Below are 17068 nucleotides of genomic sequence, written 5' to 3' on the forward strand. Positions count from 1 at the left end.
GGGCGGGAACCTCACAGGGTTCCCGCCCTTCTTCGTTGGCGAGTTGGTGCGTTGGTGCGGACTACTCGGGCAGACGCCGCACGCGTCGAACCACGAACGCAGCGAAACCGAGCGCCGCGAGGATGAGCCCCACTCCCCCGGCCATCACGTAGCCCGCCGCCTCGGCGCCCGTGCTCGCCAGGTGCGAGCCGCCTGTGCCGGAACCGTCCGTGCCACTGCCTCCGCCGCCTGCCGTCGTGGCCGTGGCCGTCGCTGTGGGCGCCAACGGGTCGACCTGTGGCGACGTGCTCGGGTTGGGCGTGACCGGTGGCGACGTGCTCGGGTTGGGCGTGACCGGTGGCGACGTGCTCGGGTTGGGCGTGGTCGTCGCAGCAACGGCGTCGATGGTGAGGTCGAACGCGACGTTTTCCTCAACACCATCTGCGGCGACGATGAAGAGCGTCACCTGGTAGTCGCCCGCTGCCGTCGGTGTTCCGGTGATGAGCCCTGACGAGCTGATCGACAGCCCCGGGGGCAGCGGCGTCGTTGCTCGGTAGGTTGGAATACGCGGACCCGTGCGAAGGCTTGGCACCTGGTACGAGTATGGCTCACCTACAGTGCCCGATTGCAGAGCGACCAGGGTGGAGATGCTGGGATCGGGCGTGTCGGTCGCAACGGCCGTGTCACTCGGCACCGGCGTGTCGGTGCCCGAGTTCGCAGCAACAGAATGCGCAGACACCAGCTGCGCCGGCTGCGCCTCAGCCATTGAGGCCAAACCGAACGTCGAAAGACCGACAAGGCAGGCGGCAACAACAACGCCGCGCACCACAATAGAAGAAGAAGTAAATATGATCATTGCTCAATGATAGGCAAGAGCCGTACCATTGAGCAATGCTCACACGTGAATCACCGGCCTCAGGCCCCGATCAGCCGCTCGGCCAGGTACCCCTGCAGGCGGTCGAGTGACACGCGCTCCTGCGCCATCGAGTCACGCTCGCGAATGGTCACAGCGTTGTCGTCGAGCGAGTCGAAGTCGACCGTGATGCAGAACGGCGTGCCCACCTCGTCTTGGCGGCGGTACCGGCGGCCGATGGCCCCGGCGTCGTCGAAGTCGACGTTCCAGATCTGGCGGAGGTCGGCTGCGATCTTCCGCGCGAGCGGCGACAGCGCTTCGTTTCGTGAGAGCGGCAAGACGGCGGCTTTGATGGGGGCGAGCCGGGCATCCAGTTTCAGAACCGTGCGCTTGTCGACCCCACCCTTCGTGTTGGGCGCCTCGTCTTCATGGTAGGCGTCGACCAGAAAGGCCATCAGCGAGCGTGTGAGGCCGGCTGCGGGCTCGATGACGTACGGCACCCAGCGCTCGTTGGTGGTCTGGTCGAAGAACGACAGGTCGGTGCCAGAGGCCTTGGAGTGCGTCGTGAGGTCGTAGTCGCCGCGATTCGCGATACCCTCGAGCTCACCGAACGCGGAGCCCGGGAAACCGAACTTGTACTCGATGTCGACGGTGCGCTTCGAATAGTGCGACAGCTTCTCTTTCGGGTGCTCGAAGAGGCGCAGGTTGTCGGGGTTGATGCCGAGGCCGGTGTACCAGGCCAGGCGCTCGTCGATCCAGTACTGGTGCCACTCTTCGTCGCTGCCGGGCTGCACGAAGAACTCCATCTCCATCTGCTCGAACTCGCGGGTGCGAAAGATGAAGTTCCCGGGTGTGATCTCGTTGCGAAAGCTCTTGCCGATCTGGCCGATGCCGAACGGCGGCTTCTGGCGCGACGAGTTCAGCACGGCGGCGAAGTCGACGAAGATGCCCTGGGCGGTCTCAGGCCGCAGGTACGCGAGCCCCTCCTCGTTGTCGACTGGGCCGAGGTAGGTCTTCATCATTCCCGAGAAGTTCTGCGGCTCGCTCCACTGGCCGGGCTCCCCGGTGTGCGGGTCGCGAATGTCGGCCATGCCGTTGGGGGCTGGATGCCCGTGCTTCTCCTCGTACGCCTCCAACAGGTGGTCGGCGCGGTAGCGGCGGTGCGTGATCAGCGATTCGACCAGCGGGTCGGTGAACACCTCGAGGTGGCCGGAGGCCTGCCACACCTGCGGCGGCAGGATGACGGCCGAGTCGAGGCCCACCACGTTGTCTCGGCTCTGCACCATGTGCTTCCACCACTGGCGCTTGATGTTCTCTTTCAGCTCGACGCCGAGCGGCCCGTAGTCCCACGCAGATCGCGTTCCACCGTAGATCTCGCCGGTCGGGAAGACGAACCCCCGACGCTTGGCCAAGGCGATGACGGAATCGAGCTGGGAAGCGGGTGACATGTGGGGGCTCCAGAGTTCTCCGCACGAGCGGTACTGCCCGTGCATGGATCAGCGACAATTCTAAAGGAATCACACCCGTGCCCGATCTCGCCTCACGCGACGCCTCACCCCACGGCCTCCGCGACCTGACCGGAGACGCCGAAACCTGGCTGCGCAGCGAGGGGCTGCCCTTCTTCGTGCAGCCCCGCAACCGGGCATCCTTTCTGGTACCGCGCATCTCCCCCTTTCTTGTCTTCGTGCTCTTTCTCGATCTCGGGCGATGGATGCTCGGGCACTCGAACCTCGTCATCGTCGACGACAGCCCGTTCGTGGTCGCCCTGGTTCTGCTCACCGCACTCACCCTGTTCACTCTGTTCGTCGCCGTTCCCGCCGCCGCGTTCGCCCTGACCGCCCGCCTGCTCGGCCGGCACCCCCGCCCGATGCGGCTCGCCGGCTGGCTCGTACTCTGTTACTACCTGCTCGTCGACCCGTGGGTGGGCGCCGATGCCGCTGACGGCCTGCCTCTCGCGGGCACGCTGGTGTCGGCCGCCGTTGCCACGGGGGCCCTCGCCGTGACCTGGCTCGGTGTCGGCGCGCTGGTGAGCTGGGCGATTCGCGCGGCCGTTCGCCGACTCAGAGCCCTCGGCCAGATGACGACGCGCGCCCTTCCTCTTCTGATGCTCGTCGTGGTGCTCGCCGTCTTCAACCGCACCCTGTGGGAGGTGACGAATGCCATGCCCGCCGCGCGTCTGGCCGGCGTGGTGCTCTTCTTTGTGCTGCTGGGCCTGCTGTTCATCGTTCCCGTGACACAGAGTGAGATGCGGGGGCTCGACGAACGCATCGGTACGGAGGAGAGGGCCACGCTCATCCGGAGCACCCGGCTCAGCGCACTGCTGCCGTACATCGCGGAGCCCGGCCCGCCGCTCGGCCGAACCGAACGACTGAACATCACGCTGGTGCTCGTGCTGGCGCAGGGCTTTCAAGTGGCCATTGTGGCGAGTGTCGTCTGCGTATTTCTCACGGTGCTCGGCGAACTGGCCCTCAGCCCCCAGGTTCTTGAGGCGTGGCTCGGCGTACCGGCGTCACAGATCGAGCTGCTCGGGCTCTCGTTCACCCTCAACATCGCCGTACTGAAGACGGCCGTGTTCCTGAGCTGCGTCACCTCTCTCAACTTCATCGTTTCTGCGGCCAGCGGAGCCGCCTACAAATCGGCGTTCTACGACCCGCTCTTCATCGGTGCGCACACCGCCCTTGCCGTGCGCTCGGCCTACCTCGCGCTGCAGGCCTCCTCTCGGCCAGATACGCCCGGCGAATGCGATAAACTGCAAGTTTGACCTGCAATTGCCAAGGTGTAGTGTCGTCACTCGTGACTAACGAACCCAAGTCAGCGAAACGCTGGATCATCGGCGAACCGCTGCCTAGCCACAAGCTCGAAGGGCAACTTCTGCCCAAGCGCCTGGCGCTTCCCATCTTCGCCAGCGACCCGTTGTCGAGCGTGGCCTATGCGCCGCAAGAACTGCTCATGATCCTGCTCATCGGCGGGCTCGCGTTCTTCTCCTTCGCGCCGTGGGTGGCGGCGGCGGTGATCCTGCTGCTCGTCGTGGTCGTGGCTTCGTACCGGCAACTCGTGAAGGCGTACCCCTCTGGCGGCGGCGACTACGAGGTCGCCCACAAAAACCTCGGCGAGAAGGCCGGCCTCGTGGTGGCCTCGGCCCTGCTCGTCGACTACGTGCTCACGGTGGCGGTGTCGGTGGCCAGCGGTGTTGACAACATCATCTCGGCGATTCCCCAGCTGAACGGCTTTCGGGTCGAGTTGGCCATCCTTTTCGTCATCCTGCTTGCCGCCGTGAACCTGCGCGGGGTTCGCGAGTCGAGCAAGGCGTTCGCCATTCCCACCTACGTGTTCGTCGGCAGCGTGATGCTGATGATCATCGTCGGTCTCACCCGCACCGCGCTCGGCGGAGCCCCCGTGGCCGAATCGGCCGACTACGGGGTGAAGGCCGAAGGCCTGGGGCAGGTGGCGGTCATCCTGCTGCTGCTGCGGGCGTTCTCCAGTGGATGCTCGGCCCTCACCGGCGTCGAAGCCATCGCCAATGGCGTTCCCGCCTTTCGCCGCCCCAAGATTCAGAACGCCCAGAAGACCCTCGTGCTGATGGGCAGCATCGCCATCACCCTGTTCGCCGGGCTGGTGGCACTCGCGCTCATCTCCGGCGTGCACTACGCCGAGAATGCGTGTGACCTGATCGGCATGCAGAACTGCGCCAGCACACCGCAACGCAGCCTCATGGCGCAGGTGGCGTCGAGCGTGTTCGGCAACAACTCGATCATGTTCTACATCATTCAGGCCGCGACGGCCGCGGTGCTGCTGCTGGCAGCCAACACCGCGTTCAACGGGTTCCCCCTGCTCGGGTCGGTGCTCGCGAAAGACTCGTATGCGCCGAAGGCCATGCTCACACGGGGCGACCGGTTGGTGTTCTCGAACGGCATGATTCTGCTGGCACTCGCCGCCGCCGCCATCCTGCTGGTGTACCAGGCGTCGCTGACGAACCTCATCCAGCTGTACATCATCGGGGTGTTCGTATCATTCACCCTCGGCCAGACCGGCATGATCGTGCACTGGGTTCGGCTGCTGAAGTCGGGGGCGCCCGATCGTTCGGCGACCATCCGGAGCCTGACCATCAACTCGTTCGGCGCACTGCTCACGGGCGTGGTGCTCATTGTCGTGACCATCACGAAGTTCACGCACGGGGCGTGGCTGGTGTTCGTGATCATGCCGATTCTGTACATCTTCATGCTCGGCATCAACCGGTACTACCGAGACGTGAGCAAAGAGATCGAAGTCGACCCGGTGACCACATTCGGTGCCAAGGGCGACCACGCCATCGTGCTCGTGGGGCGCATGCAGAAGCCGGTGCTCAAGGCGCTCGACTACGCCATTGCCGCGCGGCACGACAGCCTCGAGGCCGTGCACATCTCGATCGACGAAGACCAGACCCGGCAGCTCGAGAAAGACTGGGCGCAGCAGAACATCGTGGTGCCGCTGCGCATCATCGACTCGCCCTACCGCGACGTGGCCGAGCCGCTCTGCGGGTACATCAAGAAGCACCGCCAGAAGTTCGGCGCTGAGGTCGTCACCGTGTACACGCCCATTTATATCGTGGGCCACTGGTGGGAGGGGCTGCTGCACAACCACAAGGCGCGTCGGCTCAACCGCCGGCTGATGCTGGTGCACGGGGTGGCCATCGCGCTCGTGCCGTGGCTGCTCGACTCGACCGAGCTCATCTACGGGCGCCGCTCGCGTCCGGTGCCCGGCCAGGAGCGGCGAGGTGAGCCGGTGCGGCCCGTTCCGCGGGTGCACACGCCCACGTCGCCGGGCAACGAGCAGTGGCCGCTCGACTGAACGGTGGCCGCGCGCACCGTGAGCCAGGTGCGCAGTCTGTGTAATCGTGCAGTTGCGAGGGCAGAATGCGCGGTCGCTCAACTGCTTCGGCGCGCAGGCGGCTCGGGATGCTGTGTGCGGGCTGTGCAGGCGCCATTGCCGCAGCTGGAGTGCGGCATCCGGAGCCGTATGGGCACGATCGCGCGCAGAGGAACGCCAGATACCGCGTGCTAAACTCACATGTAGTTTTTCAGGTATTCAACTCATCCGGGTGGCGTAATCCCCCGGCCCGAAAGGTGAGGGGGTCACGCATGGGGCGCGGCCGTCAAAAAGCTAAGCACACGAAGGTGGCGCGCGAGCTGAAATATTTCAGCCCCGACACCAATTACAGCGCGCTCGAACGCGAACTGGGCACGCACGCGGAGCCCGATTTCGCGGCCCTCGCCGCCAAGTACGACACCGGCGACTCCGACGACGAACTGGGTCTCAGCGACACGCTGGGTCTTGATGACGACGAAGACGATGACGATGACCTTCCTGGCGTCTACCTGCCGAACGACGAGCAGCGGCGCGCCTGAAGCGACCTGTTCGGCTGAGCACCTGTTCGGCTGGGCACCTGTTCGGCTGAGCGCGGCGGCTTTCAGTCTGTCGGGTGACCTGAGTTTTCGGGCCCTCTGACTGCGGTCGTATCGGCCTTGGTGAGCGCGGGATCGGTTGCAGTGGCGGCGGGCGCAGCCTGGGGCTCAGAAACCTCCGTCTCGGGGGGCGCGGTCTCGGGGGGCGCAGTCTCGGGCAACGCAGTCTCGGGCAACGCAGTCTCGGGTAGCGCCGTCTGGGCCTGAATCTCGGGGGGTGCGTAGCCGCCCTCGATACGCTCGATGCTGACGGTGCGTGCGTGCCTGCGGGTCGAACGGTCGATGAGCAGTGCCACAACGGCACCGAGCAGCATTCCGCCGATGATGAACAGCAGCGCCAGGAACCCGAAGATCTGCGCAGCGTTGAAGCCCTGCGGCTCCGGAAAGCTGAACGTCAGCACGAAAGCCACGATCACTCCGACAATGGCTCCGAGCACCGCGAAGCGGAAGTAGCGGGGTGAGCGCCGAATCGTGACGGTGTCGTCGCCGGCCACGGTCTCGGTCTCGGAGTCACCCGCGTTGGAGTCGTCGGTCGGAGTGCGGTCGGGATCAAGAGGAGTGGTACTCACCTCTCCATTGTCGCTCACCCGGCCGGAGGGGCGCCGCACGCGAGTTTCGCCGCGGCAGCGGGTTGGCATCCGCGACACTGTCGTTGCGGGTCAGCCGGCACGCAGTGGGTCGCTCTGGGCGATCCCTCAGCGCGGAGTCGGGACGGGCATCCGGTGACCGCACCCGCGCGCGGAGGATTGGGTCAGCGCAGGGTCGGAATGGGGAGATGGCCGGTGAGGTCAGCGCGCTGGCCGGAGGCGTGCACGCGGCCCGAGGCGATGCCGTCGGCCCAGGTGAGGGTGCCGGTGGCGAGGGAGAGCCAGGTTCGGGCGTCGGTCTCGACGACGTTCGGCGGGGTGCCGCGGGTGTGCCCTGGGCCTTCGATGCATTGCACCGCAGCGAACGGCGGAACCCGCACTTCGACGGTGTTGCCCTTCGCGCTCTCGGCGAGCACCTGAAGCGAATAGCGCACGGCGGTGGCGAGGGTGGCGCGGCTCACCTCGGTGGGTGGGATGCGGGGGTCGGCGTCGCCTGCGCCAGCCCGAGGGCGGGCCTCGGCGACCGCACTGCGGCCCTCGGCATCGGGAATTCGCGCTCTGACCACCCCTCAAGGCTAGCTCTCGCGCTGGGCTCAGTCGAATACCGGGTCGAGCCACACCGAGGGTGCGGTGGGTGTTCCGCCGATGGCACAGTGCACCGCACGGGGCCGGATGCCCGGGGCCGCGCCCCGCGAGGCGTCAGGCATGCCGGCAGCGGCGACCGAGATCGAGACCAGATACATCAGATACCTCGAGGGCGTGGCTGCGGGTGCGGGTGCGGGTGCGGGTGCGGGTGCGGGTGCGGGTGCGGGTGCGGCAGGATCTTGCAGCAGAAGCACCTCGTCGTCGAGCACCGGAGCGAGGTCTTCGTCTGAATAGGGTGTGCCGGGCATTGTGGCGGCAGCGCGGCACGCGACGAACAGCGACGCGCGCGACCAGCCGTTCTCGAATGTCTCGGCGCGCGGGCCGAGTGTTGCTCCTGCAGCGACACAGACGATCACCAGAAGGCTGACCCCGGGCATCCGGGCCCGGCTCGTGAGAGCGGTGCGGAGAAGTGAGACCGGCGTGCGGGTCTCACGTGTTCGCATGAGTCTCACTTCGTGGGGCGGGGATGGCACGACCAGAGCTGGCAGGCGGGCGGAGTGGTTCGCGAGGCGGCGCGTGGGGTGGAGCGCCGCCCCGCGAAGGAGTGTTCGTGCGGCGAGAGGTAGGGGGTGCCCGCCGCCGCACGAAGGGTGTTCGTGCGGTGGGGGTAGGGGGGTGCCCACCACCGCACGAAGGGGTGTTCGCTCGCCGCCCGGCGGGGGGAGCCGCCCGGCGAGCGAAGGGTGTTCGTGCGGTGACCGGTAGGGGGTGCCTGCCACCGCACGAAGTGTGTGGTGCCCGTGCGGCGGGAAACTCGGGGGGAAACTACCCGCCGCACGAAGCGCGTGAGGCCTGCAAAGCGCCTCACATAGAGAAGAGAGTCGCCAACGGCCTCCGCATTACGCGACTTTCGAAAAAGTTTTCAGAAATGTTTGAAAGCCCGATGGCCGGTGGCCGGGCGAGGGCCGGGCGACGGTGGGGCGCTCACCCTAGAATCGTCGAGTGAAGATTCTTGTTCTCGGCTCCGGTGCTCGCGAGCACGCCATCGTCATCGCACTGCTCAGCGAGGCCGGGCGCGGGGGCGAGGCGCATGAGATCGTGGTCGCTCCGGGCAACGCCGGTATCGCGGCCGACGCGCCCGTCGCCGATCTCGACCCGACCGACCCGCAGGCGGTCACGAACTTCGCCCTCGAGCACGACATCCAGCTCGTCGTGGTGGGCCCAGAGGCGCCGCTCGTCGCCGGGGTCGCCGACGCCCTCCGCACCCGCGGCATCGCCGTGTTCGGCCCCGGCAAGGCCGCCGCCGCGCTCGAAGGCAGCAAGACGTTCGCGAAGCGCATCATGGATGCGGCCGGTGTTCCCACCGGCCGTGCCCTCCGCGCCGCCACGACCGCCGACGTCGAGCGTGCCCTCGACGAGTTCGGGGCACCCTACGTGGTCAAGGCCGACGGTCTCGCCGCCGGCAAGGGAGTGCTCGTCACCTCCGACCGCGCCGCCGCCCGCGCGCACGCCGGCACCTGGCTCGCTCACGGCGACGTGCTCTTCGAAGAGTTCCTCGACGGCCCCGAGGTCTCGCTGTTCTTCCTCAGCGACGGCCACACCGTTCTGCCGCTCTCGCCCGCGCAAGACTTCAAGCGCCTGCTCGACGGCGACGAAGGCCCCAACACGGGCGGAATGGGCGCGTACTCCCCGCTCCCGTGGCTGAACGACGAGTTCGAGAGCGAAGAAGACTTCGTGAACGAGGTGCAGGTGTCGATCGCCCTGCCGACCATTCGCCAGCTCGCGCAGGAGGGCACGCCGTTCATCGGGCTGTTGTACTGCGGGTTGATCCTCACGAACGACGGAATCCGCGTGATCGAATTCAACGCGCGCTTCGGCGACCCCGAGACCCAGGTGGTGCTGCCTCGGCTGGTCACCCCGCTCAGCGAGCTTCTGCTCGCGAGCGCGGCCGGAACCCTCGCCGGGCATCCGACACCCGTCTTCTCACCCGACAGCGCCGTGACCGTGGTGCTCGCGAGCGAGAACTACCCCGAGACTCCCCTCGTGGGCCGCGAGATCACTGGTCTCGACGAGGCCGCGCGCGTCGAGGGCGTGCACGTTGCCCATGCTGCGACGGCGGTTCAGGATGCCCGTCTCGTCTCCACCGGAGGCCGCGTGCTGAGCGTGGTGGCCCTCGGGCACGGTTTCGGCGAGGCCCGCGCGCGGGCGTATGAAGCGCTCGGGCGCATCACGCTCGCGGGGGCGCAGTACCGCACCGACATCGCCGCGCGGGTTGCGGCGGCCGAAGGTGGCGCGGCGGGTGATGCCGCGGGCGTCAGCATCGGCGGCGTCGGCGTCGCTGGATTCAGCGCCGGTGTAGGTACGGCGAGTGGCGTCGCTGCCGCGGAGACCAATGCTTTTGGGGGCGGTGTGAGCGAGCAGACTGCCGCACCGATCGACGGCTGGCGCCATGTGTATTCGGGCAAGGTTCGTGACCTGTATGTTCCGGCTGGCGCCTCGTCGTTGGCCGATGCGAGTGCCGTGCTGGTCGTGGCGAGCGACCGGGTGAGCGCGTTCGACTTCGTGCTCGAACCCGGAATCCCCGGCAAGGGCGAGCTGCTCACCAGCCTCAGCACGTGGTGGTTCGACCAGCTCGACGGGTTCGCGAACCACCTGATCGCGCGCGCTCCGGGCGCCGCAGGCACAGCAGACACTGCAGACACCGCGCGCACCGAGCCGACCGCTGCCGCCGATACCAGCGCCACCACCGCCCCGGGCACCACCGCCATCCCCGCCGTACCCGCAGGGGTCGCCGCGCGGGCGATGCTCGTGAAGCCGCTCGACATGTTCCCGATCGAGTGCGTCGTGCGTGGCTACCTCGCCGGCAGCGGCTGGGCCGAGTACCAGGTGAGCCAGAGCGTCTGCGGAGTCAGCCTCCCGGCCGGCCTCAGCGACGGCGACCGCCTGCCCGAACCGATCTACACGCCCGCCTTCAAGGCCGAGCAGGGCGAGCACGACGAGAACATCACCTATGAGCGCACGGTTGAGCTGGTGGGAGAGCAGGTCGCGGCCGAGCTGCGACGGCTGTCGCTCGAGGTCTATGCCCGGGCATCCGGAATCGCCGAAGCTCACGGCGTGATTCTCGCCGACACCAAGTTCGAGTTCGGCGCCGACCGTAGCACCGGCGAGATCACGCTCGCCGACGAGGTTCTCACCAGCGACTCGAGCCGGTTCTGGGATGCCGCGGCCTACGACTCGGGCGAACGCACCGCGAGCTTCGACAAGCAGATCGTGCGCAACTGGCTCGCCGCGAACTGGAACAAGCAGGGCACTCCCCCGCTGCTTCCCGCCGCCGTCGTGGCCCAGACGGCCGCCCGCTATCGCGAGCTGATCGCCCGACTCACGGCCTGAGGCCGGGGCCCGCGCCGCCATCCTGCGACTGACAACGCACTCGGCGGCCCCCGTTCAATCCGACCCGCTGAGGGCGGCGGTGTGAACGAGGGCCGCCGATTCAGTGATCTTCGAGTAAGAGGTCAGACCGCGTACGCGCCGACGAGGCGCACGGCGCCACCGTTGACGCCCTTGGCGCCCTGCTCGAAGCCGGTGACGTCGCGGGGGGCGGTGCTGACGGCACCGACCTGCCAGGTGCGGATGCCCGCCGCCTCGATGCGCGCCGCGACAGCCGCTGACTGCGACGCCGAGACGACCGCGATCATGCCGATGCCGAGGTTCCAGGTGCCCTCGGCGCTCTCAAGGGTGGAGCCGGCCCAGTCGCTCAGCACACGGAAGACGGGCAGCGGCGCCCAGGTCGAACGGTCGACCTCGACCCACGAGCCGATCGGCAGCACCCGCGCGAGGTTCGCCGCGATGCCGCCACCGGTGACATGGCTCAGCGAGTGGATCGCCCCGGCGAGGGCCGGGTCATCCAGAACCGCCAGCAACGGCGAGGTGTAGAGCCGGGTCGGCACGAGCAGCGCCTCACCGACCGTGACGCCAGCCGCGCCGGCAGCACCGGCACCAGACCCGCCGCCCGCCGCCTCGCCGCTGAGGTCGGCCGAGACGGAGGTGTAGGAGACACCCGCGCCGGCCAGAATGTGGCGCACGAGGGAGAACCCGTTGGAGTGCAGCCCGCTCGACTCGAGCGCCAGCACCACGTCGCCATCGGTGACGCGCTCGGGGCCGAGCAGGGCATCCGCCTCCACGACACCCGTGGCAGCACCGGCCACGTCGTAATCGTCAGGCCCGAGGAGCCCCGGATGCTCGGCCGTCTCGCCCCCGACGAGTGCGGTGCCCGTGGCAGAGCATGCCCGCGCGATGCCTGCGACGATGTCGGCGATGCGGGCCGGAACCACTTTTCCGCACGCGATGTAGTCGGTCATGAAGAGGGGCCGGGCGCCGACCACGACGATGTCGTCGACCACCATTCCCACGAGGTCTTGCCCGATGGTGTCGTGCTTGTCGAGCGCCTGGGCGATGGCGACCTTGGTGCCCACGCCGTCGGTCGAAGTGGCCAGCAGGGGCTTCGTGTACGACTTCAGCGCCGACACGTCGAACAGCCCGGCGAAGCCGCCGAAGCCGCCCACCACGTTGGGGCCGTGCGTGGCCGAGACGGCCGCTTTCATCAGTTCGACCGCCAGGTCGCCCGCGTGAGTGTCAACGCCGGCTTCGGCATAGCTGTTCGTCATGCGTCCATTGTCGCAGCCCCCGCCGCGGCGTGCGTGGCACGCAGACGAGGGTCGTGCGAGCGACCGGGCCCGGGCATCCGGTGCCGCCGCGGCCGTAGACTAGAGAACGGCCTATTTCTCTACCCGTCTGGAGCCCGCCTGCATGTGCGGCATCGTTGGCATCGTTTCGTCTGAGCCCGTCAATCAACTCGTCTACGACTCGTTGCTGCTGCTGCAGCACCGCGGCCAAGACTCGACGGGCATCGCGACCGCCGACCGTGACACCTTTCACGTGATCAAGGCGAAAGGGCAGGTGCGCGAAGCTTTTCGCACGCGCGACATGCGTTCGCTGCTCGGCACGATGGGCCTCGGTCACGTGCGCTACGCCACGCACGGCAATGCCGCGAGCGAGCAGGAGGCTCAGCCGTTCTACGTGAATGCGCCGTACGGCATCATCCTCGTGCACAACGGAAACCTGACGAACACGCGCGAACTGACGCAAGAACTGTTTCACATCGATCGTCGGCACCTGAACACCGATTCTGACACCGAGCTGCTGCTGAACATCCTCGCGCACGAGCTCCAGGCGCAGGTCTCGGGCCTCGACCTCGACCCCGAGCAGGTCTTCACCGCAGTGTCGCGCGTGCACGAGCGCGTCGAAGGTTCGTACGCAGCCATCTCGATGATCGCCGGCCACGGGCTGCTCGCGTTTCGCGACCCGTTCGGCATTCGCCCGCTCACCATCGGCAAGCGCGTGCTCGAGTCGGGCCGCGACGAGTGGGTCGTCGCCAGCGAGTCGCTCGTCATGGAGAGCCTCGGCTACGAGGTCGTACGCGATGTGGCACCGGGTGAGGCCGTCTTCATCTCGATGAGCGGTGAGATGTTCTCGAAGCAGTGCGCTCCGGATGCCCGGCTGATTCCCTGCGCGTTCGAATTCGTCTACCTCGCCCGCCCCGACTCGGTGCTTTCGGGCATCTCGGTCTACGAAGCCCGCCTGCGTCTCGGAAACCGTCTCGCCGACACCGTCGCCCAGTGGGCGCCCTCTGGCGACATCGACGTGGTCATGCCCATCCCCGACTCATCCCGCCCCGCCGCTATGCAGGTGGCGCAGAAGCTCGGCATCGAGTACCGCGAAGGGTTCTACAAGAACCGCTACGTTGGCCGAACGTTCATCATGCCCGGCCAGGCCGTGCGCAAAAAGTCGGTGCGCCAGAAGCTGAACGCCATGTCGACCGAGTTCAAAGGCAAGAACGTACTCATCGTCGACGACTCGATCGTGCGCGGAACCACCTCGAAGGAGATCGTCGACATGGCCCGCCAGGCCGGCGCCAACAAGGTCACCTTCGCCTCGGCCGCGCCGCCCGTGCGCTTCCCGCACGTGTACGGCATCAACATGCCGTCGCGTGACGAACTCGTCGCTCACAATCGCAAGATTCCCGAGATCGCGGCGTACATGGGCGCCGACCACCTCATCTACCAGGAGGTCGCCGACATGCAGGCGGCCATCATCGAGGGCTCCTCAGTCGAGTCACTCGAGATGAGCTGCTTCACGGGTGACTACGTCACCGGCACCGTCACGCCCGAGTACCTCGCCTGGGTGGAGCGCACGCAGAACTCGTAGGCGCCCGCCCGCCGCCTCACCTCCCTCCAATTTGGAGTTCTGGAAGGCGAGGGCAGGCGCGAGAGTCAGGCCAGGGCGGGGGCCGGGAGGTTCGGGGCCCAGCCGAAGGCGGGGGCCACGTGCAGGGCGATCTGCTCGAGCAGGTGCGCGTTGTAGTCGACGCCGAGTTGGTTGGGAACGGTGAGCAAGACGGTGTCGGCCGCCTGAACGGCAGCGTCGGCGGCGAGTTCCGCCGCGATGACGTCGGGTTCACCGGTGTACGAGCGCCCAAACCGGGCAAGACCGCCGTCGAGGTGGCCGACCTGGTCTTGCGCATCACTGCCAGAACCCGAACCGAAGTACCGTCGATCGAGGTCAGTGGTGATCGGAATCACGCTGCGCGAGATCGACACCCGCGGCTCGCGCTTCCAGCCCATCTTCGCCCAGGTCTCGCGGTACAGAGCGATCTGTTCGGCCTGCAACTCGTCGAACGGGATGCCCGTGTCTTCGGTGAGCAGCGTCGAGCTCTGCAGATTCATGCCCTGCTCGGCCGCCCAGACGGCGGTCGCGCGGGTGCCTGACCCCCACCAGATACGGTCGCCGAGCGTGGGCGACTGCGGCTCGATGGCGAGGGGCGTGGTGGAGCGGCTCATCTGAGGGTTCGGCCGGGCAACGCCGGCGCCAGCGATGGCGGCGCGAAAGATCTCGGTGTGCTTGCGGGCCAGGTCGGCATCCGTCTGCCCTTCGGTGGGCACGTAGCCGAACAGCTCCGAGCCGCGGAGAGCAGTCTCGGGCGATCCCCGGCTCACGCCGAGCTGCAGTCGTTCGCCACTGATGAGGTCGGCCGCGGCCGCATCCTCAGCCATGTAGAGGGGGTTCTCGTACCGCATGTCGATGACCGCGGTACCGAGTTCGATGCGCGACGTGCGCGCACCCATCGCGGCGAGCAGCGGAAACGGCGAGGCCAGCTGCCGGGCGAAGTGATGCACCCGAACATAGGCTCCGTCGATGCCGAGTTCTTCGGCAGCCACGGCAAGGTCGATGCTCTGCAGCAGCGCGTCTCTGGCCGTGCGCGCCTGTGAGCCGGCCACCGGCTGATAGTGGCCGAACGACAGGAATCCGATGCGTTTCTTCATGACCGGTACAGCGCCGGGAAGGGCCGGGGTATTCCCATTTGAATGCATTTGCATACAAAAGGTGAGCACCCCGGCCCAGCGGTCTGGCGAACTCCGAAACTACACGCCCGAGGTGCGGCGACGACGACGCAGGCTCAGGATGCCCACACCCACCAACAGCAGGGCCAGCCCACCCCAGAGCGGGGTGACGTCGGCTCCGGTCGAGGCGAGAGACCCGGCCGCTCCGGCCGACCCCGCTGCCGCGGAGTATCCGTCACAGTTCGTGCTGGCTCCGAGCGGCGCGCTGATCGTGAGGGAGTCAAGGGCCTGCCCTGCGGTGTAGAAACCACCGAACGCGGTGGCTCCCGATGCGGTGAGCGTGGTGGGGGCATCCACCCACCGTGCTCGGCCACCGGCGACCTGGGCTGAGGCCGACGACAGGTCGATGCTCGCCAGGCTCACGGTGCCGTTGACGCCGGAACCCTGCAGGGCTTTCGAGGCGACATCGGCCACGAGCACGGCCGAGGAGGCCGAGAGAATCTGTACCCGCGGGTTGGCGATGGCCAGGTCGAGCGCGCCGGCGTGGCCGGTGAAGTGCACCGACCCGCCGAACGAGACGAGGCCGCGCGAGTCTGACGCGTTGAACGTGCCGGTTCCGCCCGACCAGGTGAAGCCGTCACCCGCAGAGACTCCGCTGGTGGCGATGTTGCCCTTGGCGATGGGCCCCGTGATGTAGCTCACGAAGCTCTGCTTGACACCCCACGTGAGCGTGGCGCCGCTGACGATCTGAGCGACGCAGACCGGCTGCACGGGGGCGGCCACCACGGTGCCGTCACCCGTGAGAACGGGCTGCAGCGGCGTGGGCGCGGTGGGCACGGTGACGGGTGGCGTGACCACGGGGGGCACCACGACCACGGGTGCGTTGAGACCGTAGCTGAAGCTCACAGGGTCGGTCGCCACGCTCTGGTACTGGCTCCATCCACCCGGCTGAAGCACCGACGAGAAGATGCCGGAGAGGTTGCTGAAGACCAGGCGGCCGTTGGCATCGGTTGTCGACGACGAGTTTGCCAGCGTCGCAACGTCGATGCGGGCGAGGCTGCTGAGCCCGACCGTGTCAGACGTCGAGGTCTCGGCGCTCAGCACGACGGTACCGTCGGCCGCGAACGTGACCCACGGGTTCTGCAGGGCGATGTCGAAACCGTGCGAGGCGTTCGCGAAGTCGACCGAGCCCTGGTATTTCAGGGTGCCGACGCCGGTGACCGGGTCGTATTCCGCCGCCGGCCCGGTGGTCGCTGCCAACCCAGCGGAGCCGGCTGACCCCGCCGGCGCCTGGCTGAACGAGAACAGCCCGTCAGCGCCGACCGTGGCGCCGCCTGCTGCGGTGACGGTCGCGCCGAACATCGTCAGGTACGTGCGCCACGAGTCTTTGAATCCCCAGACCAGCGACCCTGCCGTGCCGACCGGCTCGGTGGGAGCCACCGCGGCCGTCCACTGAACCGCGAGAGGCGACGGCGGCTTGGTGGCCTGCGCTGCCGAGGTGCCCGAGCTGTAGTAGAACGCGCGGATGCTCGTCGGCACCTGGAGCACGAAAGCGTTGCTCCACGCGTTGGTGTAGGCGACTCCGGCGGAGACCGACCAGGTGCCGGGGGCGGTGGTGCCGGCGAAATCGAGGGAGTAGCTCGTCGAACCGGTGGTGCCGAACGTGGGCAACACGGCCCCGGTGAGGGTGGCGACCACGAGGCGGGTGCCCCGGGCATCCGGAGCCGCACTGGTGGTGACGGTGGCCGACCATGCTCCGGCTCCGCTGGCGTCGACCGCGAGGCTCGGGTCGGTGAGCTGAACCCACGCGTCGGCGATGCCGGGGTACGCGAGAACACGGATGCTGCCGGTGAAGTCGATCACGGCGGCCCCCGAATCGTAGGTGGCCGTGCCGCCGGTGAGCGCGAAGGTCTGCCCGTTCACGGCGATGTTTCCCGTGGCCGTTTTGACCCAGGCGCTGCTGTAGGCCGAGTAGTCCCAGTTCGCCGAGATGCCGGCCAGGGTCTTCGCGTCGCTGCCGGGCGCCTGCACGGACTTCACTGTCGTGTCGACCACGCCGTAGTTGGCGGTGGTGGTCACCGTTGAAGCGATGAAGGCACTGCGGGCGGCGGGAGCGAACGCTGCCGTGAAGGTGTGGCCTCCCGCCGTGAGAGCCGTGAGAGGCGTGAGAGGCAGCGTTGCCACGCCGCCGGTCACCGGCGCGGTGCCTGTCTCTTATACACATCT

The 17068-nt window shown here is 67.7% G+C and carries 13 protein-coding genes; 5 read left to right on the forward strand and 8 right to left on the reverse strand.

Annotated elements, in window-relative coordinates; translation table 11 throughout:
• Nucleotides 1-61: 61 nt before the first annotated feature.
• Together QN358_RS17125 and QN358_RS17130 are read right to left on the reverse strand one after the other, a co-directional pair.
• Nucleotides 62-835 (reverse strand): hypothetical protein, encoded by a 774-nt coding sequence (locus QN358_RS17125; RefSeq protein ID WP_136643329.1) that lies wholly within the window; start codon nucleotides 833-835, stop codon nucleotides 62-64.
• A 59-nt stretch (nucleotides 836-894) separates the two neighbouring features.
• The gene (locus tag QN358_RS17130; RefSeq protein ID WP_136643328.1) at nucleotides 895-2280 is read right to left on the reverse strand and encodes a glycine--tRNA ligase; all 1386 of its coding nucleotides are present in this window, start codon (nucleotides 2278-2280) and stop codon (nucleotides 895-897) included.
• Between the two features lie 77 nt (nucleotides 2281-2357).
• Here QN358_RS17130 and QN358_RS17135 point away from each other — a divergent pair, with 77 nt between their 5' ends.
• The 3 genes from QN358_RS17135 (at nucleotide 2358) to QN358_RS17145 (ending at nucleotide 6216) form a co-directional block, all read left to right on the forward strand.
• A complete protein-coding gene (locus tag QN358_RS17135; RefSeq protein ID WP_323513071.1) occupies nucleotides 2358-3593 on the forward strand; it encodes a hypothetical protein in 1236 nt (411 codons plus the stop codon).
• A 32-nt stretch (nucleotides 3594-3625) separates the two neighbouring features.
• Nucleotides 3626-5659, forward strand: a complete 2034-nt coding sequence (locus QN358_RS17140) for an APC family permease (protein ID WP_323513072.1) — start codon at nucleotides 3626-3628, stop codon at nucleotides 5657-5659.
• Between the two features lie 290 nt (nucleotides 5660-5949).
• Entirely contained in the window at nucleotides 5950-6216 is a 267-nt protein-coding gene (locus QN358_RS17145) for a DUF3073 domain-containing protein (RefSeq protein ID WP_136643326.1), read from the forward strand.
• Between the two features lie 62 nt (nucleotides 6217-6278).
• Here the strand turns inward: QN358_RS17145 and QN358_RS17150 are convergent, their stop codons facing one another.
• The 3 genes from QN358_RS17150 to QN358_RS17160 all read right to left on the reverse strand — a co-directional run bounded on the left by QN358_RS17150 (nucleotide 6279) and on the right by QN358_RS17160 (nucleotide 7948).
• Nucleotides 6279-6842, reverse strand: a complete 564-nt coding sequence (locus QN358_RS17150) for a hypothetical protein (RefSeq protein WP_323513073.1) — start codon at nucleotides 6840-6842, stop codon at nucleotides 6279-6281.
• Between the two features lie 182 nt (nucleotides 6843-7024).
• Entirely contained in the window at nucleotides 7025-7426 is a 402-nt protein-coding gene (locus tag QN358_RS17155) for a sterol carrier family protein (RefSeq protein ID WP_136643325.1), read from the reverse strand.
• A gap of 27 nt (nucleotides 7427-7453) precedes the next feature.
• Nucleotides 7454-7948, reverse strand: a complete 495-nt coding sequence (locus QN358_RS17160; RefSeq protein WP_136643324.1) for a hypothetical protein — start codon at nucleotides 7946-7948, stop codon at nucleotides 7454-7456.
• Between the two features lie 499 nt (nucleotides 7949-8447).
• Here QN358_RS17160 and purD point away from each other — a divergent pair, with 499 nt between their 5' ends.
• Complete coding sequence (gene purD, locus QN358_RS17165) at nucleotides 8448-10835, forward strand: phosphoribosylamine--glycine ligase (RefSeq protein WP_323513074.1); 2388 nt, start codon at nucleotides 8448-8450, stop codon at nucleotides 10833-10835.
• Nucleotides 10836-10957: 122 nt separating this feature from the next.
• On the opposite strand, the gene purM is transcribed toward purD, so the two are convergent.
• The gene (gene purM, locus QN358_RS17170) at nucleotides 10958-12109 is read right to left on the reverse strand and encodes a phosphoribosylformylglycinamidine cyclo-ligase (RefSeq protein ID WP_323513075.1); all 1152 of its coding nucleotides are present in this window, start codon (nucleotides 12107-12109) and stop codon (nucleotides 10958-10960) included.
• 142 nt (nucleotides 12110-12251) lie between these two features.
• Here purM and purF point away from each other — a divergent pair, with 142 nt between their 5' ends.
• Nucleotides 12252-13709 (forward strand): amidophosphoribosyltransferase, encoded by a 1458-nt coding sequence (purF, locus tag QN358_RS17175; RefSeq protein WP_136643322.1) that lies wholly within the window; start codon nucleotides 12252-12254, stop codon nucleotides 13707-13709.
• 65 nt (nucleotides 13710-13774) lie between these two features.
• On the opposite strand, the gene QN358_RS17180 is transcribed toward purF, so the two are convergent.
• Nucleotides 13775-14824 (reverse strand): LLM class flavin-dependent oxidoreductase, encoded by a 1050-nt coding sequence (locus QN358_RS17180; RefSeq protein WP_323513076.1) that lies wholly within the window; start codon nucleotides 14822-14824, stop codon nucleotides 13775-13777.
• Between the two features lie 99 nt (nucleotides 14825-14923).
• Complete coding sequence (locus tag QN358_RS17185) at nucleotides 14924-17038, reverse strand: HtaA domain-containing protein (protein WP_323513077.1); 2115 nt, start codon at nucleotides 17036-17038, stop codon at nucleotides 14924-14926.
• Nucleotides 17039-17068 lie beyond the last annotated feature (30 nt).

Source organism: Subtercola sp. RTI3 (assembly GCF_035018625.1).
Taxonomy (GTDB): Bacteria; Actinomycetota; Actinomycetes; order Actinomycetales; family Microbacteriaceae; genus Subtercola; species Subtercola vilae.

Bases quoted from the DNA above. Each gene is read 5' to 3' on its own strand.
- QN358_RS17130 (WP_136643328.1), bottom strand. From the start codon at position 2,280: ATGTCACCCGCTTCCCAGCTCGATTCCGTCATCGCCTTGGCCAAGCGT.
- purF (WP_136643322.1), top strand. From the start codon at position 12,252: ATGTGCGGCATCGTTGGCATCGTTTCGTCTGAGCCCGTCAATCAACTC.
- QN358_RS17145 (WP_136643326.1), top strand. From the start codon at position 5,950: ATGGGGCGCGGCCGTCAAAAAGCTAAGCACACGAAGGTGGCGCGCGAG.
- QN358_RS17125 (WP_136643329.1), bottom strand. From the start codon at position 835: ATGATCATATTTACTTCTTCTTCTATTGTGGTGCGCGGCGTTGTTGTT.
- QN358_RS17160 (WP_136643324.1), bottom strand. From the start codon at position 7,948: ATGCGAACACGTGAGACCCGCACGCCGGTCTCACTTCTCCGCACCGCT.
- purM (WP_323513075.1), bottom strand. From the start codon at position 12,109: ATGACGAACAGCTATGCCGAAGCCGGCGTTGACACTCACGCGGGCGAC.
- QN358_RS17180 (WP_323513076.1), bottom strand. From the start codon at position 14,824: ATGAAGAAACGCATCGGATTCCTGTCGTTCGGCCACTATCAGCCGGTG.